This window comes from Sphingomonas sp. PvP055 (genome assembly GCF_040546365.1).
Lineage (GTDB): Bacteria > Pseudomonadota > Alphaproteobacteria > Sphingomonadales > Sphingomonadaceae > Sphingomonas > Sphingomonas echinoides_A.
In genome coordinates, this window is sequence record NZ_JBEPNS010000001.1 from 1,361,324 (window position 1) to 1,385,955 (window position 24,632).

A 24,632-nucleotide genomic window follows, 5' to 3' on the forward strand; every position below is an offset into this window, starting at 1 on the left:
CGAACGGAAAGTAAAATTTGGCGTTCGATTTGCTTTTCAAGGACTGATTGTGGCGGATTGTCCACGAACACGGTGGTTAACGGGGTGGTAGCACACGCGACGTACGGCAATTGGTGCGCCGCAAGCGATGTCTTGGCCATGCGAGCGAATCGGTTGATTTTGCCCGAAAGCGAGGCGAGCGACCAACGGCATGGGCGCAAGGTCGCGACTTCGAAGAACAAAAAAAGCGCGGGTCCGGCATCGCCGAACCCGCGCTGATTTTGTAACCGACTGGCCCACTTATTTTGCGGTGCTGTCGACCTTGTTCGTCGTCTTGCGCCGCGGCTTCTTCGGCGGGGCGGAGGTGATTTCGAACGACAACGCGTTGTCCTTCATCTTCACCGTCACCTCGCCGCCATGGACCAACTTGCCGAACAGCAGTTCCTCGGCGAGCGGCTGCTTGATCTTTTCCTGGATCAAACGGCCCATCGGGCGGGCACCGTACAGCTTGTCATACCCCTTGGCGGTCAGCCATGTCTTAGCTTCGTCGTCCAAGTTGATGTGAACGTTGCGGTCCGCCAGCTGCAATTCGAGCTGAAGGATGAACTTGTCCACGACCCGTGCCACCACCTCGGTCGGCAGATAACCGAACGGGACGATCGCATCGAGACGGTTACGGAACTCCGGCGTGAACATCTTCTGGACGGCCTGCTCGTCCTCGCCCTCGCGGGTGAGGTTGCCGAAGCCTAGAGTCTCGCGTGCCATATCGGCGGCACCCGCGTTCGTCGTCATGATCAGGATGACGTTGCGGAAGTCGACCGTCTTACCGTGCTGGTCGGTAAGGCGCCCGTTATCCATGACTTGCAGCAGGATGTTGAACAGGTCGGGGTGCGCCTTCTCGATCTCGTCGAGCAGCAGTACCGAGTGCGGCTGCTGGTCGATCGCGTCGGTGAGGAGGCCGCCCTGGTCGAATCCGACATAGCCCGGGGGCGCACCGATCAGTCGGGAGACCGAGTGGCGTTCCATGTATTCGGACATGTCGAAGCGCTGGAGCGGGATCCCCATGATCGTCGCAAGCTGCTTTGCAACCTCGGTTTTCCCGACGCCGGTGGGGCCGGTGAACAGATAGTTGCCGATCGGCTTCTCGGGATCGCGCAGACCCGCGCGCGATAGTTTGATCGCGGAGGCGAGCTTTTCGATCGCCGCATTTTGTCCGAACACCACCCGTTTGAGGTCGGTTTCGAGCGATTCGAGCGCTTTCGTGTCGTCCGTGGACACAGATTTCGGCGGAATGCGCGCCATCGTCGCAATGACCTGCTCGATCTCGCGGCTGGTGATCGTCTTCTTGCGCTTGGCGAGCGGCACCAACATCTGCATCGCACCGACTTCGTCGATCACGTCGATCGCCTTGTCCGGCAACTTGCGGTCGTTGATGTAGCGCGCCGACAGCTCCACCGCCGACTTGATCGCGTCGGGGGTATATTTCACCTTGTGATGGTCTTCGAACGCGGTCCGGAGACCGGCCAGAATCTTGATCGTGTCCTCGATCGTGGGTTCGTTGACGTCGATCTTCTGGAAGCGCCGCAGCAACGCGCGGTCCTTCTCGAAGTGGTTGCGGAACTCCTTGTAGGTGGTCGAGCCGATGCAGCGGATCGTCCCGCCCGACAGCGCCGGCTTCAGCAGGTTCGACGCATCCATCGCGCCGCCGCTGGTCGCGCCGGCACCGATCACGGTGTGGATCTCGTCGATGAACAGGATCGCGTCGGGCATCTTCTCCAGCTCGGTCACGACCGCCTTCAAGCGCTCCTCGAAGTCACCGCGATACCGGGTGCCTGCGAGCAACGCGCCCATGTCCAGCGAGTAGATCACCGCCGGCAGCAGCACTTCCGGCACGTCGCCCTCGACGATCTTGCGCGCGAGACCTTCGGCGATCGCGGTCTTTCCGACGCCGGGATCGCCCACATACAGCGGGTTGTTCTTCGAACGGCGGCACAGGATCTGGACCGTACGATCGACCTCGGGGCCACGACCGATCAGCGGATCGACCTTTCCCTTCTTGGCCTTCTCGTTGAGGTCGACGCAGAACTGCTTGAGCGCGCTTTCCTTGCCCTTCTCGCCGGGCTTCTGCGGCTTCTCTTCCTCGGCACCCTTGGGCGAGGTCGCCTCGGGGGCAGCGCCACCCTTGCCGACACCGTGGCTGATGAAGCTGACCGCGTCGAGCCGGCTCATATCCTGCTGCTGCAGGAAGTAGACGGCATAGCTTTCCCGCTCGCTGAACAGCGCGACCAGCACGTTTGCGCCGGTCACTTCGTCGCGTCCGGACGATTGGACGTGCAGGATCGCGCGCTGGACGACACGCTGGAACCCCGAGGTCGGCGACGGGTCGGTCGCCGCGTCGACTTTCAACGCTTCCAGTTCGGTATCGAGATAGTGTTTGACGGTCGAGGTCAGCTCGGCGGTATCGACGCCGCAGGACTGCATCACCTTCGAAGCATGCTCGTCATCAATTAAGGCGAGCAGCAGATGTTCTAGCGTAGCATATTCGTGCCGGCGCGAAGACGCAGCCTCAAGGGCTTTGTGCAACGTGGTTTCCAGCGCGGAGGCGAAGGATGGCATCTGTAGTTACTCCATGCGGGCCACGTAAGACGAGCGACCCTTTCCAGCTATGTCGGAAGGAAGGTCGCCCGCATCAACCTCTTGAAAACGACTCTCGGTGTTCCTGTGTTCCGGAACCAGTCACTTTACGACTTAAAGAGCATATCTGCGGTTGCGCGGTGGTTAACGGCACTATCCCGTTTTTCCCTAGTCCGAACGATTTCGCGCTCGAGCGCGGCGACGCGATCGTCGAGTTCCTTGACCGAAAGCGGGTCCAGGTCCTGTGCGATGACCGCAGCGAGCGGATCGCCCGCTTTGTTCGGGAGAATCTCGTCGATGTCCATGGGGAGGATCGTTGACCCACGCGCAGGGGATGTCAATAAGGCGCGCTGGCGAAACGGGACTTGTCCGAACGCCGCGTAAAACGGGGCTTGGAAGCGATGCAGGATCTGCCGGTAACGATGCGCGCGATCGACCCCAGCGAGGCGGGTGGGCCGGAGGTTCTGGTGGTCGTCGAACGGCCTGTGCCCACGATTGCGACGCATGAAGTGCTGATCCGGGTGGTCGCGGCCGGCGTCAACCGCCCGGACGTGCTCCAGCGCAAGGGCGGCTATCCGCCACCACCGGGAGCGCCGTCGATCCTCGGGCTGGAAGTTTCGGGCACCGTCGTGTTGCAAGGGGCCGACGTCGGCGGGAACCTGCTCGGCCAACCAGTCTGCGCGCTGGTCGCCGGCGGGGGATATGCCGAATATGTCGCAGTTGCCGCGGGGCAAGTGCTGCCCGTGCCGAACGCGCTGTCGATGGTCGAGGCGGCAGCGCTCCCGGAAACGCTGTTCACGGTGTGGACCAATCTGTTCGAGCGTGGGTACGCGACCGAGGGCGACACCGTGCTGGTCCACGGCGGCACCAGCGGCATTGGAACCATGGCGATCGCGCTGGGCGCGATCTTCGGGTTGACGGTCATCGTCACCGCCGGGTCGGACGACAAATGCGCTTCCGCCAAGGCGCTCGGCGCGGCGCACGCGATCAATTACAAGACCGAGGACTTCGTGGCGCGGATCAAGGACATCACCGGCGGCGCGGGATGCGCGGTCGTGCTCGACATGGTTGGGGGCGATTATGTCGCGCGTAACCTGCAGTGCCTCGCCGAGGACGGGCGCCACGTTTCGATCGCGGTACAGGGCGGCGCGACCGCGACGGTGCCGTTATTCGAGATCATGCGGCGGCGGCTGACGCTGACGGGGTCGACGCTGCGCGCGCGCGACACCGCGTTCAAGACGCTGGTCGCGGACGAATTGCATCGCACCGTCTGGCCGCATGTCGAGGCCGGGAAGCTCAAGCCGGTGCTCGACCGCACCTTCTCGCTGGAGGAGGCGCCCGCGGCGCACCGCCGGATGGAGGCGGGCGACCATGTCGGCAAGATCGTGCTGACGCTCGACTGAGCGTTCGATCCCGCCGCAGAGTCAACTGCGGCAGGGTCGCGCCAAATACTTATTCTTTGTTTACAACGACATTTGCGGAATAGTAAGAAAGTTTTCGTGGTTTTCGGAACAAATCACGGCGTTATGTCTTATCTGCCTTCGGCCTTCGAGCCGTTCGAAAAGGGTATATCACGATGAAGAAGATGTTCGTTCTCGCAGCCGCTGCTGGCCTCGTTTCCTTGGCTGCCTGCAACTCGACCCCGCGCGAGCAGGCTGCTGACAATATCGAAGCCAACACCGAAGCCGTTGCAGACAACCTCGAGGAAGCAGCAGACAACGCAGCGACCCCGGCAGGCGAAGCAATGCTCGAGAACAAGGCGGACGCAGTGCGCGCAACGGGCCAGAACCAGGCAACCGACATGCGCACCAACGATGCCGACACGAACCTGTCGAACGGCATGTAATCACGGAACAGATCGGGCTGTTCCCAAGCGCAGCTCGAACTGGTGGGGCGTCCGGGGAAACCCGGGCGCCCTTTTGTTTTTGGGGGGGGGCGGGGTGATGCAGCTCCTTCTCTCTCTCTCTCTCTCTCTTTCCGTTCGTCCTGAGTAGCGACCGAGTAGCCCTTCTTCAGGGCGTATCGAGGGGGCGTATCGAAGGACCGCCGCACGCGACAACCTGTCCTTCGATACGCGCCCTCGATACGGCTCCGCCTACTCGGTCGCTACTCAGGACGAACGGGTGGGGGCGGATGGGATGAGGTAAGGGGGACCGCGCACGTTGCCGCTCACACCCAGCTGGGAAACCACGTCCAATAATGGAACGCCGCCGGGCCCGGCAGCGGGGCTGCCGACAACACCGGATAAAACACCGCGAACAGCACGATCACGACGGCGAGAAACGCGGTGTCACGCCGCCGCGCCGCCGGGAAGCGGTCGAACGCCACCGCGAGCGCGATGCAGAGCGCGATGCTTGGCAGATAATAATAATAGAAGAACCCGATCTTCTTGGGGATCACGATCCACACCGCATAGCTCGCCACCCACAGCGCCGCCGCGGCGAGCAGCGGCGGCGACCGGTCGCGGATCGCGCCATAGCCGCACGCCGCCACCGCGATCAGCCCGCCCCACAGGATCGCGAGATTGCCGATCAGCAACACGCCGCGCTGCGCCCCGTCGACGCGCTCGTACAGATACCAGATCGGGCGGACCATCACGGGCCAGGACCACCAGGCCGACTGATAGGGATGCGACGGCAACGGCAGCGTCTGGCGGTCGTACATGCGCTGCTGGAACGAGAAGAGCGTGCCGAAGGTCAGCGGATCGTGCGTGTAGAAGAACGCCGGGGCGAAGGTGGCGAAATAGGCCGTGACGCTGACCCCGCCCAGCACCAGCATCGCGGGGATCGCCGCCATCTGCGGCCAATGGCGCTGCCCGCCGGCATTGAGCGCACCGAACACCGAACGTCCGCTCCGGCGTGCATCATCCAGCCGCAATGCGACGAAGCCAAGCGCGGCGAAGCCGATCAGCGGCGCCGCCGCCCATTTCGCCGCGACCGACAGCCCCAGCAGGACCGCGCCGAGGATCCAGCGAGACCACGCATCGCGCCCGCGTTCGGCGCGCATCGCCCACAGCAACGCGGCGAGGCCGAGGATCGCGAACGCGGCCATGAAGCCATCGAGCATCCCGATCCGCGCCTGGACGAACACCGTGCCGTTGAACAGCGCGAACAGCGCGCCGAACACTGCCGGGCGGACGCGACCGAGCATGAGCCAGACGATCGCGAATACGCCGAGCACGACGCCCGTCCCCGCCAGCGTCGAGAAGAACCGCCACCCGAGGCTGGTATCGCCGAGCAACAGGATGCCCGCAGCGATGATTTCCTTCGCGAACAGCGGATGTTCGATGTTGGTCGGCCCGGCGAGCGCGAGCAGCGTGCGGGCGGCGGGCACGTAATGCGTTTCGTCGAACATCGGCTTGGTCGGGATCGTCAGCCGATAGCTGAACAGCGTCTGCGCGAGCAGCGCGAGCGCCGCCGCTGCACGGTAAGGGTGGGGGCGCGCGTGGCTCACGTCCGCCTCTATCCAGCCGAAAGGTGACGCTTTCAAGCGCTGTCGCAGGGAACGGGCATTGACGTGCCCCGCCGCCAACCGGCAAAGCGTGCCGCATGAAACGCCGCACCGGACAAGACCAGAGCATCACCCGCCAGTGGCGCCCCGCAACCCAAGCCGTGCGCGGCGGCACCGCGCGCAGCGAATGGGGGGAGACGTCGGAGGCGTTGTTCCTCACCTCGGGCTATGCCTATGATTGCGCCGCGGACGCCGCCGCGCGCTTTGCCGGCGAACAGACCGGCATGACCTATTCGCGGTTGCAGAACCCGACGGTCGAGATGCTGGAGCACCGCATCGCCCTGCTGGAGGGCGCGGAAGCGTGCCGCACGATGGCGACGGGCATGGCGGCGATGACCGCGGTGCTGCTGTGCCAGCTCCAGGCGGGGGACCATGTCGTCGCCGGGCGCGCGGCGTTCGGATCGTGCCGCTGGCTGGTCGATACGCTGCTCCCCAAGTTCGGGATCGAGACGACCACGATCGACGCGCGCGACCCGCAGCAGTTCGAGGATGCGTGCCGCCCCAACACCAAGGTGTTCTTCTTCGAGACCCCCGCCAACCCGACGATGGACGTCGTCGACCTGAAGGCAGTGTGCGACATCGCGCGCGCGCGCGGGATCACTTCGGTGGTCGACAACGCCTTCGCTACGCCCGCGCTCCAGCGGCCGATGGAATTCGGCGCGGACGTCACCGCCTATAGCGCGACCAAGATGATGGACGGGCAGGGGCGCGTGCTCGCGGGCGCGGTGTGCGGGACCGAAGCGTTCATCAACGACACGTTGCTGCCCTTCACACGCAACACCGGGCCGACGCTCAGCGCGTTCAACGCGTGGGTCGTGCTCAAGGGGCTCGAGACGCTCGACCTGCGCATTCGCCGCCAGTCGGAGAATGCGCTCAAGGTCGGGAAATTCATCGAGGGCCGCGTGCCGCGGATCCTCCATCCGTTCCTGCCGAGCCACCCGCAGCACGAACTGGCGATGCGCCAGATGGACGCATGCGGGCCGATCTTCGCGTTCGAAGTGGCGGGGCGCACGCAGGCGCATGCGCTGCTCGATGCGCTTGAATTGGTCGACATTTCGAACAACATCGGCGATTCGCGGTCGCTGATGACGCATCCCGCCTCGACCACGCATTCCGGCGTCGCCGAGGAAAAGCGGCTCGAAATGGGCGTGACCGAGGGGCTGCTCCGCCTCAACGTCGGGCTGGAGGACGCGGACGACGTGATCGCGGACATCGACCAGGCGCTGACGGCGGCGGGGCTTTGAGCGTGCGGTGCGGCGGCGCACGGGATCGAAGGATCGCGTCGTGAAGGCGCTGTTCCCCTATGTCGCGGAAACGCTTGGGGTGGTGGTCCGCGTGTCGGTCAGCTTCCTGCCAGAACAATCCGAACCCGAGCGGGGACGGTGGTTCTGGGCGTATCACATCCGGATCGAGAACGATTCGGAGCGGACGGTCCAGTTGCTCACCCGCCACTGGATCATCACCGACGGGCGCGGCGCGCGGCATTCGGTCGAGGGCGAGGGCGTCATCGGCGAGCAACCGATGATCGCCCCTGGGGAAAGCTTCGACTATGTCTCGGGCTGCCCGCTCGCGACGCCGACCGGGGCGATGGTCGGCAGCTATCACATGCTCGGCGAGGACGGGGCGGGGTTCGACGTCGATATCCCGCGCTTCTCGCTGATCGCGCCGGCAGTGGGCGCATGACGCCCGGCACCGGGACATACCGCCGATGAAGCGCACGCATTTGCCCCTCAACGGATTGCGCGTGCTGGATGCCGCCGCGCGCCACCTGAGCTTTACGCGCGCGGCGGACGAACTCGCGGTGACGCCCGCCGCGGTCGGGCAGCAGATCCGCGCGCTGGAGGATACGCTCGGCGTCGTGCTGTTCCGCCGGACCACCAAGGGGCTCGAACTGACGCCGGAAGGCGAGGGCGGGCTCGCGGCGCTCCGCCACGGCTTCCTGCAGTTCGAGGAAGCGGTCCGTGCGATGCAGGCGGGGCAGACGAGCAAGTCGCTGACGATCGCCGCCCCGCGCGACCTGACCGAGAAGTGGCTGATGCCGCGCCTTGCGGACATCGCGCGCGACGATCCCGAAATGCGCTTCGTGCTGATCTCCGCCGACGCGTCCAACGCCAGCGCTGCGATCGATTTCACCGAGGCCAACCTCGATCTCGCGATCCGCTGGGGCGATGGCCCGGGCGAGCATGAAGGCGAAGCGATCGCGTCCGCCGGGATGGTCACGGTCGAGCGGCCGGGCGGCGGCGCGGATACGTGGATCGCGTGGCCCGGCTGCGTCGAGGACGATGCCACCTCTCTGGTCCGGGTCGGCGACGCGGGTCTCGCGATCGATGCGGCGGCGCAGGGGCTTGGCCGTGCGACGGTGCCCGAACTGCTCGCGGCGGCGGATCTCGCGTCGGGGCGGATCGTCGCGGTGGGGGGGGCGAAGGCGTATCGGCTCGGCTATTGGCTGGTCGCACCGCTCCCGCAATGGCGGCAGAAGAAGGTCAAGACGCTCGTCGCCGCGTTGACCGGGTGACACCGGTCCCGGTGCTTGCGACCGCGCGGGCTGCGGCTGCGCCCCCGGACGGTCGACGACGCCAAAGCGCTGTTTCCGACGCTCTCCGATCCGGACGCCATGACCTATTGGTCGCATCCACCGTTCGAATCGGTCGACGCAGTCCGCGCGTACTTCGCCGAGCCGTCCGGGACCTGGCGGGCCTGGTCGATGACGCTTCCGGACGACGATACCGCGATCGGTTTCGTCTCGGTCGGCGAGAAGCGGGAAGGGGCCGTGTCCGAAATCGGCTATATGCTCGCGCGCACGCACTGGGGAACGGGACTGGCGCGCGAGGCGGTGGCGGGCGTGCTCCAGTATCTGTTCGTTACGGAGCGCCAGCGCCGCGTCTTCGCGGATACCGATCCGGACAATATCCGCTCCAACGCGCTGCTCGAATCACTCGGCTTCACGCTGGAGGGACGCTTGCGGGCAGAGTGGGAGACGCATATCGGCGTCCGCGACACCTTCCTATGGGGGTTGCTCGCGACCGAATGGAACGACCGATGACCCCTCCGCCCAATCTCACCGACCCGGTCGAGCGCGCCGCGTATCAGCGCGAGTTGCGGATGGTCGCGCGCCCAGTGCGGTGGCTCGGCGTCGTGATCGCGGTGCTTGCGGCGGTGCTGGCGCTGGTGCGCGCGCGCTATGCGCCGCAGATTCCAATGGTGCTGCCATTGTTCTTGCTGGCCGTGGCCGCATTGCACATGATCGCCGCGGTGGTCGTCCGGGTGAAATATCATCAGAAGCGGATGCACCCCGAAGGGTGACGCTTTCCCCCTGAAACGGTGCGTCCGTCATCGTTTCGTCACGGCACCGTCTCCATTCTGTCGCCGGGATGACATTTCCCCGTCAGTTTAGCGCTGCATGGCATGTCCCGAAGCGACGCGAACAACGCGTTCGACGGGGGTAGCAGCATGACCGACTCGACCAGCATCACGATTGGCTATGACGACGGCGATATCGACACCAACGGCAGCACCGGCGGCAATTCGCTCAACGCGCTGATCGACCGGCGCTATTCGCGGCGTGCGGCGTTGCTGGGCGGGACCAAGGCGGCGGCGTTCGCGGTGTTCGGCGGCGCGGTGCTGGCGGCATGCGGCGAAGACGAGTCCAAAGATGCCGGGCCGACCATCACCGCCGGATCCTCTGGCGAGACCAGCTCGGGCCGGGTCGTCACGCTGACCGGTTCGACCAGCAATACCGCCGGGACCGCGCAAAGCGCCTTCAGCCAGGTGTCCGGCCCGCCGGTCGCGCTGACGCAAGGCGCGACGGGGACCACCTTCATTGCCCCAAGCGTGGCGGCGGCGACGATGCTGGTGTTCCGCTACACCGCCACCGATAGCAAAGGCTTGACCTTCTCGACCGACACGTCGGTCTCGATCACCCCCGCCACGCTCGGCTTCGCCGCGGTTTCGAAGAACAAGCTCGACGTCGTCACGGTTCCCGCGGGATATACCGTCTCGGTGCTCTACCGGCTCGGCGACCCGATCGATGCGGCGACGCCCGCGTACAAGAACGACGGGACCGACACGAGCTACGCGACACGTGCGGGCGATCATGGCGATGCGCTGCACTGGTTCGGCCTCGCCGCCGCCGGATCGACTCGCGACGACACCAGCAGCACGCGCGGGCTGCTCGTGATGAACCATGAGAACATCAACCAGCCGTATCTCCATGTCGGCGGCGCAACCAATGCCGGCGGCGTTCGCCCCGAGGCGGAGGCGCTCAAGGAAATGGAGTGCCACGGCCTCAGCGTCGTCGAAGTCACGCGCAGCAGCGCAGGCGCGTGGAGCTACGTCCAGGCGGGCGCGCTCAATCGCCGCATCACGCCGCTGACGCCGACGGTGTTCAACGGCCCGGTCAAGGGGAGCAACCTGCTCAAGACCGCCTTCTCGCCGACCGGCGTGGCGGGGCGCGGCACGATCAACAATTGCGCCAACGGCTATACCCCGTGGGCGACCAACCTGACGTGCGAGGAAAACTGGGCAGGTTATTTCCGCCGCCCGACCGCGACCGACAATGCGCTACGCACCCCGCGCGAAGTCGTGGCGCTGACGCGCTTCGGTGTGACGAGCGCGAGCGGCAATTACGGCTGGTCGACGGTCGTGCCCGCGGACAGCACCAACACGCTTTACCGCCGCTGGGACGCGCGCGTTTCCGGCGCGACCGCGACCGACGATTTCCGCAACGAATCGTATCAGTTCGGCTGGGTGGTCGAGATCGATCCGTATGACAAGGCGAGCGTGCCGCGCAAGCGCACCGCGCTCGGCCGGTTCAACCACGAGGGCTGCTGGCCGTCCAACTTCGTCGTCGGGCGCAAGCCCGCCTGGTACATGGGCGACGATGCGCAGAACGAATATCTCTACAAGTTCGTGTCCGCCACGCCCTGGGCCGAAGCCGATGCAACCGCCGCCGACCGGCTGTCGATCGGGGACAAGTATCTCGACAACGGCACGCTCTACGTTGCGAAGTTCAACGCCGACGGGTCGGGCAGCTGGTCGCCGCTGACCTTCGGCAGCGGACCGCTGACCGCGGGCAATGTGACCTATGCGTTCGCGGATCAGGCCGACGTGCTCGCCAACGCTCGCCTCGCTGGCGATGCGCTCGGCGCGACCAAGATGGACCGTCCGGAATGGACCGCGGTCAACCCGGTCAGCGGCGAAGTGTATCTGACGCTCACCAACAACAGCTCGCGCACCGCGGCCAACACCGACGCGGCCAACCCGCGCGCCTATCTCGACCCGCCCAGCACCTCGGTGTCGAACCGCAACGGGCATATCATCCGTCTGCGCGAGACGGGGGACACGTCCGAGGCCCTCGCTTTCGCCTGGGATATCTACGCGTTCGGCGCGGGGTCGGATCTCGACCCGACCAACATCAACCTGTCGGGGCTGGATGCGACCAACGATTTCTCGAGCCCCGACGGCTTGTGGTTCGGGCGGTCTTCGAACGCATCGGGCAAGGTGACGCCGGTGCTGTGGATCCAGACCGACGACAGCGCCTATACCGACGTCACCAACTGCATGATGCTCGCCGCGATGCCGGGGCCGGTCAACGACGGCGGCGTCAAGACCGTCACCAACGCCGGGCGCACGCAGGCAACGCGCGTCGGCAAGGCACCGGGCACCACGCTCCGCCGCTTCCTCGTCGGCCCGATCGAGGCGGAGATCACCGGCGTGGATTCGACCCCGGACGGCAAGACGCTGTTCGTCAACATCCAGCATCCGGGCGAGAACGGGAACCCGTCGAACATCACCAGCCACTGGCCCGACACGCAGGCGACCGGCACCGCCGCGGCGACGATCCGCCCGCGCTCGGCCACGGTGGTGATCACCAAGAACGACGGCGGCGTGGTCGCGCTGTAAGGCACCGGGCGGGATCGGCGACGTGCGCGTCGCCGATCCCGCACGATTCATGACTGGGGTTCGGGCGGCGGTGTGTCGGGGTCGAGGTCGGCGCGCAGCAGCCGGGGCACGCCGCTGCGGCTGGGAATGCGCGTCGCTTTCTTGACCGCCATGTTCGACGTGAAGGTGTAGCGCTCGAGTCCGTTCGTGGCGCTCGCCTGGGTTGCGTACCGGCGCGCGGCGATCGACTCCACGATCTTGTCCGGCCAGTCCCCGGTTTCGGGAACATGTTTGCCGCGACGCGCGACGTGCGCGTCGTGGACCCGACCGTCCGTGCCGATCGTGTAGGCGACGTCGATCCAGAGATAGTCCAGATACTCCAGGAAGAGCGTCGTCGGGTTCAATTTGAACAGCGTGTACCTGTCGGCGGCGGTACCATTGGGGCGGCGCTGCCCGGTCGGAGTCATCAGCACCGGTGGCGCGTACAATAAGACCGACGGTGCGCCCTCCGCCTGCGTCGGATAGTGCGCGATCAGCTGGTCGCGCTCGGCGTCACTCGCGGTCATCGCGGCGAGCTGGATCTTCAGCTGGCGCGCGCTTTCGACCATCGGCTGCATTTCGGGTTCGCGCCGGACGAGGATCGCGTCGATCGCCTTGCGCGCGACCGGCGCGTAATGCGCATACACCTGTTCGGCGAGGCGAGTCTTGAGCGTTGCGTAGCGCACGCGCGCCAACCCCTCGGTTTCGATCATCCCGAGCTTGTGCGCGCGGCCAGCGACCTCGCGATATTGCACGCTGGCTTCGTCGAACCGTCCGGCGCGGGCATAGGCGTCGCCCAGCTGGATCCGTTCGACGAACACGCGCGGATCCGTTTCGGACATGCCCGCCTTCATCGCGCTCACCATGTTGAGCGCGTTCGACCATTCCGGCTCTGGATAGCCGAGGTGCGCGGAGATCACGCTGCTCGCGTGGAACAGGTTGGCGACCGCGACCGGATAGTCCTTGGCAAAGCGCGCGGTGCGCTGGCGCGCGGCGTGCAGGGATGCTTCCGCGTCTTCATAATGCCCCGCCTCAAACTGCGCCTGCGCAAGATCGAGCGTGATCGCAATGTCCTGATCGGGGCGACAGCCTTGCGCGATGCAGGTGTCGAGGCGCTTGCGCAGGTCGGGCGCACGGCTGGCGACGACGACGATGTCGCGCCCGGTGGTTGGGGGGGGCGTCGGGGCAGGCGGCGGCAGGGTCTGTGCCGTCAGCGGCGGCGTCGCGAGCAGGACCCCAACCGTCAACCATCGCGTCGCTACCATCGTCCCGACTCCCAGATTAGGGGGCGAGGCTAGGCGTCGATCGCGTCCTCGTCCATCCGCGCCGCATTTTCCTGAATGAAAGCATAGCGATGCGCTGGGTTGGTGCCCATCAGCCGGTCGACCAGATCCTTCACGCCTGCGCGCGCTTCATATTCCTGTGGCAGCGTGATCCGCAGCATCGAGCGCGTCTTCGGGTCCATCGTCGTTTCGCGCAGCTGCATCGGGTTCATCTCGCCGAGGCCCTTGAATCGCCCGATCTCGACCTTCTTGCCCTTGAACTCGGTCGCCTCGAGCTGCGCGCGGTGCGCGTCGTCCATCGCGTAGAGGCTCTTGGTCCCGGCGGTCAGGCGGTACAGCGGCGGCTGTGCGAGGAAGACGTTCCCGGCGCGGACGATCTCGGGCATTTCCTGGAAGAAGAAGGTCATCAGCAGCGTCGCGATATGCGCGCCGTCGACGTCTGCGTCGGTCATGATAACGACCCGCTGGTAGCGGAGATGCTCGGGGTTGCAGTCCTTGCGCGTTCCGCACCCAAGCGCGAGGATCAGGTCGGCGATTTCCTGGTTGGCGTGGATCTTGGCCGAGGTCGCCGACGCGACGTTGAGGATCTTGCCGCGAATGGGGAGGATCGCCTGCGTCTTGCGGTCGCGCGCCTGCTTGGCGGAGCCACCGGCCGAGTCGCCCTCGACGATAAAGATCTCGGTGCCCTCGGGTCCGTTGGAGGAGCAATCGGTCAGCTTGCCCGGGAGCCGCAGCTTGCGCGCGGAGGTGGCGGTCTTGCGCTTGACCTCGCGCTCGGCTTTCCGCGCGAGGCGTTCGTCCATCCGCTCGACGACATAGCTCAGCAGCGCCTTGCCGCGGTCCATATTGTCGCTGAGGAAATGGTCGAAATGGTCGCGCACCGCGCGCTCGACCAGCGTCGCCGCTTCGGGCGAGGTGAGGCGGTCCTTGGTCTGGCTCTGGAATTGCGGGTCGCGGATGAAGACGCTGAGCATCAGCTCGCTGCCGGTCATCACGTCCTCGGCGGAGATGTCCTTCGCCTTCTTGTTGCCGATCAGATCGCCGAACGCGCGGATTCCCTTGACCAGCGCGGCACGCAGGCCTGTTTCGTGGGTGCCGCCGTCGGGGGTGGGGATGGTGTTGCAATACCAGCTGTACGACCCGTCGCTCCACAGCGGCCAGGCGACCGCGCACTCGACGCGGCCCGCGGTGCCGGGGAAATCCTGCCGCGCGACGAACAGTTCGGTGGTCGCGCATTCGCGTGTGCCGAGCTGTTCGCGCAGGTGATCGGCGAGGCCGCCGGGGAACTGGAACACCGCTTCGGCGGGCGTGTTGTCGCTGATCAGCTCGGGCGCGCATTTCCAGCGGATCTCGACGCCCGCGAACAGATACGCCTTCGACCGCGCCAGCCGGTGGAGCCGCGCTGGCTTGAACCCCATGTCGGGGCCGAAGATCTCGGTATCGGGGGTGAACGCGACGGTCGTCCCGCGCCGGTTGGGGGCGGCACCGACATGTTCGAGCGGCCCGAGCGTCTCGCCGCGCGCGAACTTCTGGCGGTACAGCTCGCGTCCGCGCGCGACCTCGACCACCGTGTCGGACGACAGCGCATTGACGACGCTGACCCCGACGCCGTGAAGCCCGCCGCTGGTCGCATAGGCCTTGCCGTCGAACTTGCCGCCCGAATGGAGCGTCGACAGGATCACCTCGAGTGCAGACTTGCCAGGGAACTTCGGATGCGGGTCGACCGGAATGCCGCGGCCATTGTCCGAGACGGTCAGCCGGTTGCCCGGCGCGAGCTCGATCTCGATCCGCGTGGCATGGCCCGCGACCGCTTCGTCCATCGCATTGTCGAGGACTTCGGCGGCGAGATGGTGGTACGCGCGCTCGTCGGTGCCGCCGATATACATGCCCGGCCGCCGCCGAACCGGCTCCAGCCCTTCGAGGACTTCGATCGACGCTGCGTCATAGTCGGTCGGGATATGTTTGGGGGGGGCAGCGAACAGGTCTTCGGACATGCAACCGCTATACGGCGCGCAAGGCAGGACTGCCAAGCGGCATCGCGGCCCGCCGACTTTTGCCGGTTTGGACGATTGCTGTAAGGTAATGTGTCCGCTGCTTCTATCCCCGTTTCGGGACGTTCCTGTGCTGCTTTGTGTAAGCACAACAGGGAGTTTTCAATGCGTAAGACCTATTTGCTCGCGGCCGCTGGCGTCGCGCTGGCATCCTTTGCCGCGCCCGCGTTCGCGCAGGACATGGACGAAAAGCCATTCGACGGCGTCTATGTCGGCGGCACGGTGGGCTTCGATGCGCAACCGAACGACGTCGGGTCCTCGATTCTGTTCGATCGCAACCTGGATGGCCGGTTCGGCGACACGGTGACGACCGCGGCGGGCGGCAATGCGTTCTCGCCGGGCTTCTGCAACGGCGCAGCGCGATCGAGCGCGAATGCCAACTGCCGGAACGACAAGGACAACATCAGCTATTCGGGCCGCGTCGGGTTCGACAAGCAGTTCAGCAACATCGTCGTCGGCGTGGTCGGGGAATTCGGCAAGAGCGAAGTCCGCGACAGCGTGTCGGGGTTCAGCACGACGCCCGCGTCGTACACGATGACGCGCAAGGTCGACTATAACGCCAACGTCCGCGCGCGCGCTGGCTATGCGCTCGACCGCACGTTGTTCTACGGCACCGGCGGCGTCGCTTATGCCAAGATCGACTCGACCTTCCAGACGAGCAATGGCGCGAATGCCTTTGCCGCGGGTGGCGATGACGATGCCTGGGGTTTTGTCGCGGGCGGTGGTGTCGAGCAGAAGCTCGGCAAGCATTTCTCGATCGGGCTCGAGTATCTGTACAACCAGTATAAGGACGATGGCGCGCGGGTTCGCGTGACGCAGGGGTCCGCGCCGGCGACCAACCCGTTCGTCCTCGCGCCGAACACGGTCGGCACCGACTTCCGCCGCAGCGACGACAAGTTCCGCTGGCACAGCGTCCGCGCGACCGCGCAGTTCCGCTTCTAAGGTAGGTCGGGCACCTCTGTTTCCCCGCGTAGGCGGGGACCCAGGGTTACGGGCGGAGCGTCTGGAACCCTGGGCTCCCGCTTTCGCGGGAGAACGGTGACGTTATGCGGCAACAGACAACAAAAAGGGGCCGCGCACCTAATGGTCCGCGGCCCCTTTTTCGTGCCTGCCGTCGTGGCTCAGCGGGCGCGCGGGCCACCGAAGGGCAGCGGCGGCGCCGGGCGACGATCGCGGCGCGGGAGCTGCGCCTGATAGGCGTGGCCGCAATGCCCGACGCAATACGGGAAGCCGGGGTTCACCTTCTCACCGCAGAAGTGGAAGTCGGGTTCGCCCGGATGGCCGATCGGCCATTTGCAGATCTTGTCGCTCAGATCGAGCAACGTCGTCTTGCCGACCATGTCGGCGGACGGCTTCGCCGGGACGAGGCGACGTGGCGGGGCGGGCGTGATCGGTGCCTGCTGTTCGCCGGGCGCCTGGCGAAGGAACCCACCGGGGCCGACCGAGCGCAGGATCGGCGGGGCCGGACGTGGCGGGGCTGCAGGGGTTTCCGTCGCGTCGCCCGCGTCGTCGTCGGTCTCGACCTCGTCCTCGACCACGTCTTCAACCACCGGGCGCGGCGCGGGGGGCGGGGGTGGTGGTGGCGCTGCGGCGACGACCGGGGCTGCGCGTTCCACGGGCGGGCGCGGCGCGGCGGGGGCCGGCTCTGGCGCAGCGGGCGCCGGAACGGCCGCAGCGGCGGCGGCTGCCGCGGCCGCCTTGGCGGTGCCGTCATTGGGCTTCACTGGCGACGGGCGCGATTGCAGGCCAAGGCGATGGGCCTTGCCGATCACGGCGTTACGGCTGACGCCGCCGAGTTCCTCGGCGATCTGGCTCGCGGTCTGCCCTGCTTCCCACATCTTGCGCAGCATATCGATGCGTTCGTCGGTCCAGCTCATCTGCTCTCGTTTCCAATCATCTCGGGCCGCCAAATCCCTAATCCGGGTTGCGGGCGGCGTCGGCAGTCTTTAGCGACCATGCCATGAGCAGCCAGCCCCCAATCGGCGAAATTCGTACAACGGCGATGAACGCCCCCGGCGTCCCGGTCATCCGGAGCGTCAATTGGGGCGGTCTGCGAACGCTCTATATCAAGGAGGTTCGCCGCTTCTTCAAGGTGCAGTTGCAAACCGTGTGGGCGCCTGCGATCACCACGCTGCTGTTTCTGGTCGTCTTTACCATCGCAACCGGCGCGAAACGCCCGGTTCTGGTCGGCGGCGTCGAGATCCCCTTCGCCGATTTCATCGCGCCCGGGCTGATCATCAGCCAGGGGATGATGGGGCCTGCCTTCGCCAACGCGAGCTTCTCGCTGATGGTCGGCAAGATCCAAGGGACGATCGTCGATTATCTCCAACCGCCCTTGTCGACGATGGAATTGCTGACCGCATTGGTCGGCGGCGCGATGACGCGGGCGTTCATCGTCGGGTTCGTGGTATGGCTGGCGATGGCGATCTACCCGGACGTGCACGTCACGCCGAAGCATCCGCTGGCGATCCTGTGGTTCGGGTTTCTGGGGGCGGCGTTCCTGTCGTTCCTGGGCGTGCTGACGTCGATCTGGGCGGACAAGTTCGATCACGCGGCGGCGGTGACCAACTTCGTGATCACGCCTTTGGCGTTGTTGTCGGGGACGTTCTACTCGGTCGACAAACTGGCGCCGGCGTTTCGGGCTTTCAGTCATGCCAATCCGTTTTTCTATATCATCTCGGGGTTCCGTTACGGGTTCCTGGGGACGGCAGATTCGCCGGTGCTGCTGGGGTCGGTGATCATCCTGGCGATCGACATCGTGCTCGGGCTGCTGTGCTATCTGCTGCTGCGGAGCGGGTGGCGGCTGAAGAACTGACGTTTTTCGGCGGTTCAAGAAGGGTTTGATCGCACAAAGGCACAAAGACACGAAGAGGGAGGCTCGCAAGGCAGCGTGGTGCGCGTGTCCATCAGATTTTGCCTGCGGCAGCTTCATATCTGCCTTCTTCGCTCTTCGTGTCTTCGTGGCTTTGTGCGATCATCCCTTCCTGCATAGACCCCGACGCACACCCACCAACACATGGTGTTGCGCTCGCCCCCCAATCCCCGTAAAAACCGTGATCGGGCGACCGCACAGGTCGCCCTTTTGCTTTTTGAAGGAGACGCGTCGTGTCGACCCCAGCCCTGATGCCCGTATACCCACGGTGTGGCGTGCGTCCGGTGCGAGGCGAGGGCGTCTATCTCTACGGTGAGGACGGCGCGCAATATCTCGACTTCGCCGCCGGGATCGCGGTCAACGCGCTCGGCCACGGCCACCCCAAGCTGGTCAAGGCGATCGCCGACCAGGCCGCGACACTGATGCACGTCTCCAACCTCTACGGTAGCCCACAGGGCGAGCATCTCGCGCAGCGGATCGTCGAGCAGTCGTTTGCCGACACCGTGTTCTTCACCAATTCGGGCACCGAAGCGGTCGAATGCGCGATCAAGGCTGCGCGGCGCTATCATTTCGTCACCGGCAACCCGCAGCGGACCACGCTGATCACCTTCAACAACGCGTTCCACGGGCGCACGATGGGCGCGATCTCGGCGACCAACCAGCCCAAGATGCGCGACGGGTTCGAGCCATTGCTGCCGGGCTTTGCCTACGCCCCGTTCAACGATCTCGAGGCAGCGCTCGCGCTGATCGATGACACGACCGCGGGCTTCATGGTCGAGACGATCCAGGGCGAGGGCGGTGTCTCCGCCGCAACGCCTGAGTTCCTCCAGGGCCTGCGCAAGGCGTGCGACGAGCACGGCCTGTTGCTGGTGCTCGACGAAGTCCAGTGCGGCTATGGCCGGACCGGCACGATGTGGGCCTATGAGCATTACGGGATCACCCCCGACATCCTGTCCTCGGCCAAGGGCATCGGCGGCGGCTTCCCGCTCGGCGCGTGTCTCGCCACCGAGGAAGCGGCCAAGGGCATGGTGTTCGGCACCCACGGCTCGACCTATGGCGGCAACCCGCTTGCGATGGCGGCGGGCGAGGCGATCCTCGACGTGATGCTCGAACCCGGCTTCCTCGAGCATGTCACCGCGATGGGCGAGCGGCTGCGCACCTCGGTCGAGCAGATGATCCCCAACCACGACCAGATCTTCGAAGGCGTCCGCGGCAAGGGGCTGATGTTTGGCATCAAGCTCAAGGATGCAGCGGTTGCGCGCGATTTCGTCGCGCATCTGCGCGATCATCACGGGCTGCTGACGGTCGCAGCGGGCGAGAATGTCGTCCGCGTGCTCCCACCATTGGTGATCGAGGAGGCGCACATCGCCGAGTTCGTCCAGAAGCTGAGCGACGGCGCGCGGGCGTATACCGCGATGGCGGTGGCGGCGTGAGCGCCCAAGTCTCCCTCTCCCCGCTTGCGGGGAGAGGGTCGGGGAGAGGGGCAGTGCCTGACACTGCCGTCCGCGTGATTGCCCCTCTCCCGCGCTTCGCTGCGCTCGCTTGCCCTCTCCCCGCGAGCGTGGAGCGGGAGGCATGATGCGCAATTTCCTCAGCCTGTCCGATGCCGGACCCGACGGCGTCGCCGCGATGCTCGCCGACGCGCTCGACCGCAAGGCCGCCCGCGCCGGCTGGCCCAAGGGCAAGCCGGATGCCGACGCACCGCTCGCGGGGCACACGCTCGCGATGGTGTTCGAGAAGAACTCGACCCGTACGCGTGTCAGCTTCGACATGGCGATCCGCCAGTTGGGCGGCAGCAGCATCATTCTCGATTCCGGCACGACCCAGCTCGGGCGTGGCGAGACCGTCGCGGACACCGCGCGCGTCCTGTCGGGCTATTGCGATGCGATCATGCTGCGCACCGACGACCATGAGAAGCTGGAGGAGATGGCGCGCCATGCGACCATCCCGGTGATCAACGGCCTGACTGACAATTCGCACCCGTGCCAGATCATGGCCGACCTGCTGACGCTGATGGAAGCGGGCAAGCCGCTCCCCGGCCTCAAGGTCGCATGGCTCGGGGACGGTAACAACGTCCTCGCGTCGATCATGGAAGCCGCCGGGCTGATGCAGTTCGACGTGGTCGCGGCGTGCCCGCAGGGGTTCATGCCCGCCGACAGCGACGTCGCGCTTGGCAAAGGGCGGGCGCGGGTCGTGGGCACCGCAAAGGAAGCCGTCGAGGGCGCGGATGTGATCGTCACCGATACGTGGATCTCGATGGGGCAGGACCACGCCGAGACCAAGCTCAAGGCGATGTGGCCCTATCAGGTCGACGCCGCGCTGATGGCGACCGCCAAGCCCGACGCGAAGTTCCTCCACTGCCTCCCAGCGCATCGCGGCGAGGAAGTGACCGCGGAGGTGATCGACGGGCCGCAATCGCTGATCTGGCCCGAGGCGGAGAACCGGCTGCATGCGCAGAAGTCGGTGCTGCGGTGGTGCTTCGGGCAGATTGGTTGATTGGGGGCTGCGGGTTCCTATCTCTTTGGTTCTGTTGTCCCGTTTATCTCCCCACCGTTCGGGCTGAGCGAAGTCGAAGCCCCATGCGTGGCGCGGGCCCTTCGACTGCGCTCAGGGCGAACGGTTGGGAGGGCGTAATTTCCGCGAGAAAAACATGACCCCGCAAGCCCCCACCCCCCCCGCCGACATCGATCGCGCGATCGGCTTCACCATCCCCGCGCGCCACGCCCGCGGCCGGATCGTCCGCCTCGCGCCGGTGCTTGACACGATCCTCGCAGCGCACGCCTATCCTGCCCCGATCGAAGCGTTGCTGACCGAGGCGCTGACGCTCGCAGCCCTCATTGGCTCGACGCTCAAGGAAGCGGGCGGCCAGCTCACGATGCAGGCGCAGACCGAGGGCGGGATCGTCAAGCTGCTGGTGTGCGACTATCGCGGCGGCGAACTGCGCGGCTATGTCGACTTCGACGCCGATCGCCTCGCCGAAGCACCCGAGGAACCGACGCTGTTCGCACTGTTCGGCAAGGGCTATCTCGCGATCACCTTCGACCAGGCGGACACCGGCGAACGCTATCAGGGGATCGTGCCGCTCGACGGCGATTCGCTGAGCGAAGCGGCCGAACATTACTTCCTCCAGTCCGAACAGATCCCCACGCTGATCCGGGTCGGAACCGGCGCGGGCGGCCGGGATGGGCGCGTCGCGGGCGGGCTGTTGCTCCAGCATCTCCCCGAAGGCGAGGACGGTCGCGACCGGATCCACACCCGGCTCAATCATCCCGAGTGGGAGCATGTCGCCATCCTGGGCGGGACGATGAAGCCCGAGGAACTCGCCGACCCCGCACTGTCGCTGGAAACGCTCGTCTGGCGCTTGTTCAACGAAGAAACCGAAGTGCGCGTCCAGGGCGAGACCCGGTTCGTCCGCGGGTGCCGGTGCTCGCCCGAGTATATCGCGTCCGTCTTGGCGAAGTTCCCGCCGGAGGAACAGCGCGACATGGCGGACGAGAACGGCATGATCGTGGTCGATTGCGCCTTTTGCGCGCAAAAGTTCCCGGTCCCCGCCGCCCTCGAGATTGTTACGCCTCCGTTATTGTAAGTTCGCCCGCACTCCCCAGATAGCGACTGACCGGCCGCACTAGGCGATACGGGCACGCCGGGATCGGCACGGGGACTTCGGGATGATCGCGAACAAACGGACATGGGTACGGGCGGGACTCGCCGGTATCGGCCTGCTCATGGGCAGCGGCCTCGTCGCGGCGGTGTCCGCGCCGTCGCTCACCGCGCTGGCGCGCGTCGAGCGGGGGGAGTGGCAGTTGAAGCAGGTCGGGACCAATCCCGACACCCGCACGCTGTGCATCCGCGATCCGCGAGTCCTGATCCACTACGCGCATGAGGTCGAGCAGTGCCACCACACCGTCGTGGCCAATGACATCAACACCACCGCGATGCATTTCACGTGTCGCGGCAGCCACGGACAGACGATCGTCAAGGTGGCGACTCCGCGGTCGTTCAATCTCGATACGCAAGGCGTCATCAACGGCGCGCCGTTCGAGGATTCGTTCGATGCTCGTTATCTCGGCCCGTGTTCGGACAAGGCAAAATAGCGCGAAATCGGCGGTACCGTTAAGACGGTCTTAACCCATTGGGCGGTAGGTCGAAGACTGCATTCCGTGATGGAAGGCTTTTCTCCTGATCTGCCCATACTCGGGCACCCCCTGGGTCGCTTACGGGCGGCCCATTTTTTTGGGGTCGTCGCCACGGCGTGCGGTGTGCTTGCGTATCCCGGGGACGGCGCTTACCTACCGGCGCATCATGACAGATGAAACGACCCCAACGGTCGCCCCCGCAGCCGTGGTGCTGGTGTCGGGCGGGCTAGATTCCATGGTATCGGCAGCGCGCGCAAAGGCGGACGGCTATCGCCTGTTCGCGCTTTCGGTCGACTATAACCAGCGGCACCGCGTTGAACTCGCCGCCGCCAGCCGGATCGCGGCGGCGCTCGGCGCGGAGCGGCACATCGTCCTGCCGCTCGACTTGTCGGCGTTTGGCGGCTCCGCGCTGACCGCCGATATCGCCGTGCCCAAGGATGGCGTGGCGCCGGGCATCCCCGTCACCTACGTCCCGGCGCGCAATACGATCTTCCTCAGTCTCGCGCTGGGGTGGGCCGAAGCGGCGGGCGCGCGCGACCTGTTCATCGGCGTCAACGCGCTCGACTATTCGGGCTATCCCGACTGCCGCCCCGAGTTCATCGCCGCGTTCGAAGGCCTGGCCGAACTCGCAACCAAGGCTGGCGTCGAGGGCGAGCCGTTCAAGATCCACGCGCCACTCCAGCATATGACCAAGGCCGACATCGTGCGCGAGTGCGACCGGCTCGGGCTCGATGCGGGCATGAGCTGGTCCTGCTACGATCCGACGCCGGAGGGGCTGCATTGCGGCACCTGCGACAGCTGCCGGTTGCGCAAGAAGGGGTTCGAGGACGCTGGCCTGCCCGACCCGACTCGCTACGCGGTCTGACGCGATGAGCTACGCGGTCAAGGAAATGTTCCTGACGCTCCAGGGTGAGGGCGTCCAGGCGGGGCGGCGCGCGGTGTTCGTGCGCTTTGCCGGGTGCAACCTGTGGTCGGGTCGGGAACAGGACCGGGCGGCGGCGATCTGCCGTTTCTGCGACACCGATTTCGTCGGGACCGATGGCGCCGGCGGCGGTCGCTTCGCCGATGCGGCAGCGCTGGCCGCAGCGGTCGCTGGTTTCTGGGGCGACGAGCGTGCGGAACGCTTCGTGGTGCTGACCGGCGGGGAGCCGATGCTCCAGATCGACGATGCGCTGATCGACGCGCTGCACGGCGCGGGGTTCGAGATCGCGATGGAAAGCAACGGCACGCTTGCGGCGCATCCCGGGATCGACTGGGTCTGCATCAGCCCCAAGGCGGGGAGCGTCGTGGTCCAGCGCAGCGGAGATGAATTGAAACTGGTGTGGCCGCAGCCGGGCAGCGATGTCGCCGAGCTCGAACGCTGGGACTTTGCGCATCACTTGATCCAGCCGCTCGATAGCGCGGAGGCAGTGGCGAACCACGCGGCGGCGATCGATCTGGTGATGGCACGGCCACGCTGGCGGTTGACGCTGCAGGCGCACAAGACCTTGGGCTTGCGCTGACACGCTCGCTGGCGTGCCGAGGGCCGCAAGCATGGCGCTTGCGACCCCGGTCGATCCGATCAAGGGATTAGCGGAGCGTCGCCTTGAACTCTCCACAACGCCGCGAAACCCACGCGCCGTTCTTGGTCCAGCACATCTCGTCGAACCGCGGCACCGACACGCGCGTCTCGATCCGCGGGCGGCGCGCGAAACGCTGTTCGCCCCACGGCGTCAACGAATTGCGCAGCGTGCCCATGTCGTTGATGGCGACCTTGTACAGCTCGCCGCGGCGCGCATAGGCGGCATTGGTCGCGATCTGCGATGCGGTCTGGCAGAAGCCATACTGCGCGCCGACCGTGGTGAACGAGGAATAGGTGCGCGTTCCGAACCGATCCAGCGCAGCCTGGCCGGCCTTGGGCGTCTTGTTCGTGCGGTTGAAGTATTTCACCAGCGTATCGAACGCGACCTTCAGCTCGTCCTTGTGATTGTTGATCATCACGTTGTAGTTTTCGACGTTGAGCAACGTCGGTTCGAACTGGCACTGCAGCGCCGCGACGTTGAGCGCGGACCGCAGGTTCCACAAGAGGTTCGCGCGCACTTCCAGTGGCGTCGCGCCCGGAAGCGCCAGCTGGCCCGGCTCGTCGCCCTCGATCGGCGGTGCCGTCATGTCGTGCGACTGGAAGAAGAATTGCGCCGAAGCCGGGTTTGCCAGCGTGACGCTACAAGTAGCGGCCAACGTGGCCAAAATACGCAACACGGTCATTCAT

23 protein-coding genes are annotated in these 24,632 nt (G+C 65.9%); 16 read left to right on the plus strand and 7 right to left on the minus strand.

What is annotated here, in order from left to right; genetic code table 11:
• Positions 1 to 279: 279 nt before the first annotated feature.
• Together clpA and ABIC16_RS06555 are read right to left on the minus strand one after the other, a co-directional pair.
• Positions 280 to 2,595: an ATP-dependent Clp protease ATP-binding subunit ClpA gene (clpA, locus tag ABIC16_RS06550; RefSeq protein WP_354290489.1), complete on the minus strand. Its 2,316-nt coding sequence runs from the start codon at positions 2,593 to 2,595 to the stop codon at positions 280 to 282.
• A 125-nt stretch (positions 2,596 to 2,720) separates the two neighbouring features.
• Positions 2,721 to 2,918, minus strand: coding sequence for a DUF1192 domain-containing protein (locus ABIC16_RS06555; RefSeq protein WP_277969400.1), 198 nt, complete (start codon positions 2,916 to 2,918; stop codon positions 2,721 to 2,723).
• Positions 2,919 to 3,014: 96 nt separating this feature from the next.
• Here ABIC16_RS06555 and ABIC16_RS06560 point away from each other — a divergent pair, with 96 nt between their 5' ends.
• Both ABIC16_RS06560 and ABIC16_RS06565 read left to right on the plus strand, forming a co-directional pair.
• Positions 3,015 to 4,016 carry an NAD(P)H-quinone oxidoreductase gene (locus ABIC16_RS06560; protein WP_354290490.1) on the plus strand — a complete coding sequence of 334 codons (1,002 nt, stop codon included), beginning with the start codon at positions 3,015 to 3,017 and terminating at the stop codon, positions 4,014 to 4,016.
• Positions 4,017 to 4,189: 173 nt separating this feature from the next.
• Positions 4,190 to 4,459 carry a hypothetical protein gene (locus tag ABIC16_RS06565; RefSeq protein WP_277969399.1) on the plus strand — a complete coding sequence of 90 codons (270 nt, stop codon included), beginning with the start codon at positions 4,190 to 4,192 and terminating at the stop codon, positions 4,457 to 4,459.
• 323 nt (positions 4,460 to 4,782) lie between these two features.
• On the opposite strand, the gene ABIC16_RS06570 is transcribed toward ABIC16_RS06565, so the two are convergent.
• Entirely contained in the window at positions 4,783 to 6,102 is a 1,320-nt protein-coding gene (locus ABIC16_RS06570) for a phospholipid carrier-dependent glycosyltransferase (protein ID WP_502958288.1), read from the minus strand.
• Positions 6,103 to 6,161: 59 nt separating this feature from the next.
• Between ABIC16_RS06570 and metZ the strand changes: the two genes are divergently transcribed.
• From metZ to ABIC16_RS06600, 6 genes are all read left to right on the plus strand, one after another.
• Entirely contained in the window at positions 6,162 to 7,367 is a 1,206-nt protein-coding gene (gene metZ / locus ABIC16_RS06575) for an O-succinylhomoserine sulfhydrylase (RefSeq protein WP_354290492.1), read from the plus strand.
• A 40-nt stretch (positions 7,368 to 7,407) separates the two neighbouring features.
• Complete coding sequence (gene apaG, locus ABIC16_RS06580; protein ID WP_277969396.1) at positions 7,408 to 7,806, plus strand: Co2+/Mg2+ efflux facilitator ApaG/CorD; 399 nt, start codon at positions 7,408 to 7,410, stop codon at positions 7,804 to 7,806.
• 25 nt (positions 7,807 to 7,831) lie between these two features.
• Positions 7,832 to 8,638: a LysR family transcriptional regulator gene (locus ABIC16_RS06585; protein WP_354290493.1), complete on the plus strand. Its 807-nt coding sequence runs from the start codon at positions 7,832 to 7,834 to the stop codon at positions 8,636 to 8,638.
• 15 nt (positions 8,639 to 8,653) lie between these two features.
• Complete coding sequence (locus ABIC16_RS06590) at positions 8,654 to 9,166, plus strand: GNAT family N-acetyltransferase (RefSeq protein WP_354290494.1); 513 nt, start codon at positions 8,654 to 8,656, stop codon at positions 9,164 to 9,166.
• Positions 9,163 to 9,426, plus strand: a complete 264-nt coding sequence (locus tag ABIC16_RS06595) for a hypothetical protein (RefSeq protein WP_354290495.1) — start codon at positions 9,163 to 9,165, stop codon at positions 9,424 to 9,426. The genes ABIC16_RS06590 and ABIC16_RS06595 overlap by 4 nt, the downstream gene beginning before the upstream one ends.
• 147 nt (positions 9,427 to 9,573) lie before the next feature.
• Complete coding sequence (locus ABIC16_RS06600; RefSeq protein WP_354292273.1) at positions 9,574 to 12,024, plus strand: PhoX family protein; 2,451 nt, start codon at positions 9,574 to 9,576, stop codon at positions 12,022 to 12,024.
• Between the two features lie 47 nt (positions 12,025 to 12,071).
• Here ABIC16_RS06600 and ABIC16_RS06605 read toward each other — a convergent pair whose 3' ends face one another.
• A complete protein-coding gene (locus ABIC16_RS06605; RefSeq protein WP_354290496.1) occupies positions 12,072 to 13,307 on the minus strand; it encodes a hypothetical protein in 1,236 nt (411 codons plus the stop codon).
• Positions 13,308 to 13,336: 29 nt separating this feature from the next.
• Positions 13,337 to 15,319 carry a DNA topoisomerase IV subunit B gene (gene parE / locus ABIC16_RS06610; protein WP_354290497.1) on the minus strand — a complete coding sequence of 661 codons (1,983 nt, stop codon included), beginning with the start codon at positions 15,317 to 15,319 and terminating at the stop codon, positions 13,337 to 13,339.
• Positions 15,320 to 15,481: 162 nt separating this feature from the next.
• On the opposite strand from parE, the gene ABIC16_RS06615 reads away from it, so the two are divergent.
• Positions 15,482 to 16,318: an outer membrane protein gene (locus tag ABIC16_RS06615; RefSeq protein ID WP_277969389.1), complete on the plus strand. Its 837-nt coding sequence runs from the start codon at positions 15,482 to 15,484 to the stop codon at positions 16,316 to 16,318.
• A 179-nt stretch (positions 16,319 to 16,497) separates the two neighbouring features.
• Here ABIC16_RS06615 and ABIC16_RS06620 read toward each other — a convergent pair whose 3' ends face one another.
• A complete protein-coding gene (locus tag ABIC16_RS06620; protein WP_354290498.1) occupies positions 16,498 to 17,253 on the minus strand; it encodes a GcrA family cell cycle regulator in 756 nt (251 codons plus the stop codon).
• A gap of 83 nt (positions 17,254 to 17,336) precedes the next feature.
• Between ABIC16_RS06620 and ABIC16_RS06625 the strand changes: the two genes are divergently transcribed.
• The 7 genes from ABIC16_RS06625 (at position 17,337) to queE (ending at position 23,886) form a co-directional block, all read left to right on the plus strand.
• A complete protein-coding gene (locus ABIC16_RS06625) occupies positions 17,337 to 18,191 on the plus strand; it encodes an ABC transporter permease (protein WP_354290499.1) in 855 nt (284 codons plus the stop codon).
• A gap of 290 nt (positions 18,192 to 18,481) precedes the next feature.
• Positions 18,482 to 19,681, plus strand: a complete 1,200-nt coding sequence (locus ABIC16_RS06630) for an aspartate aminotransferase family protein (protein ID WP_354290500.1) — start codon at positions 18,482 to 18,484, stop codon at positions 19,679 to 19,681.
• Positions 19,682 to 19,826: 145 nt separating this feature from the next.
• Positions 19,827 to 20,744: an ornithine carbamoyltransferase gene (argF, locus tag ABIC16_RS06635; RefSeq protein WP_277968628.1), complete on the plus strand. Its 918-nt coding sequence runs from the start codon at positions 19,827 to 19,829 to the stop codon at positions 20,742 to 20,744.
• Between the two features lie 154 nt (positions 20,745 to 20,898).
• Positions 20,899 to 21,834 (plus strand): Hsp33 family molecular chaperone HslO, encoded by a 936-nt coding sequence (hslO, locus tag ABIC16_RS06640; RefSeq protein WP_354290501.1) that lies wholly within the window; start codon positions 20,899 to 20,901, stop codon positions 21,832 to 21,834.
• Between the two features lie 82 nt (positions 21,835 to 21,916).
• Positions 21,917 to 22,342 carry a DUF3617 domain-containing protein gene (locus ABIC16_RS06645; protein WP_277968630.1) on the plus strand — a complete coding sequence of 142 codons (426 nt, stop codon included), beginning with the start codon at positions 21,917 to 21,919 and terminating at the stop codon, positions 22,340 to 22,342.
• Positions 22,343 to 22,550: 208 nt separating this feature from the next.
• Entirely contained in the window at positions 22,551 to 23,249 is a 699-nt protein-coding gene (queC, locus tag ABIC16_RS06650; RefSeq protein ID WP_354290502.1) for a 7-cyano-7-deazaguanine synthase QueC, read from the plus strand.
• 4 nt (positions 23,250 to 23,253) lie between these two features.
• A complete protein-coding gene (gene queE, locus ABIC16_RS06655) occupies positions 23,254 to 23,886 on the plus strand; it encodes a 7-carboxy-7-deazaguanine synthase (RefSeq protein WP_354290503.1) in 633 nt (210 codons plus the stop codon).
• Between the two features lie 67 nt (positions 23,887 to 23,953).
• On the opposite strand, the gene ABIC16_RS06660 is transcribed toward queE, so the two are convergent.
• Positions 23,954 to 24,628 (minus strand): hypothetical protein, encoded by a 675-nt coding sequence (locus ABIC16_RS06660; protein WP_277968633.1) that lies wholly within the window; start codon positions 24,626 to 24,628, stop codon positions 23,954 to 23,956.
• Between the last annotated feature and the right edge of the window lie 4 nt (positions 24,629 to 24,632).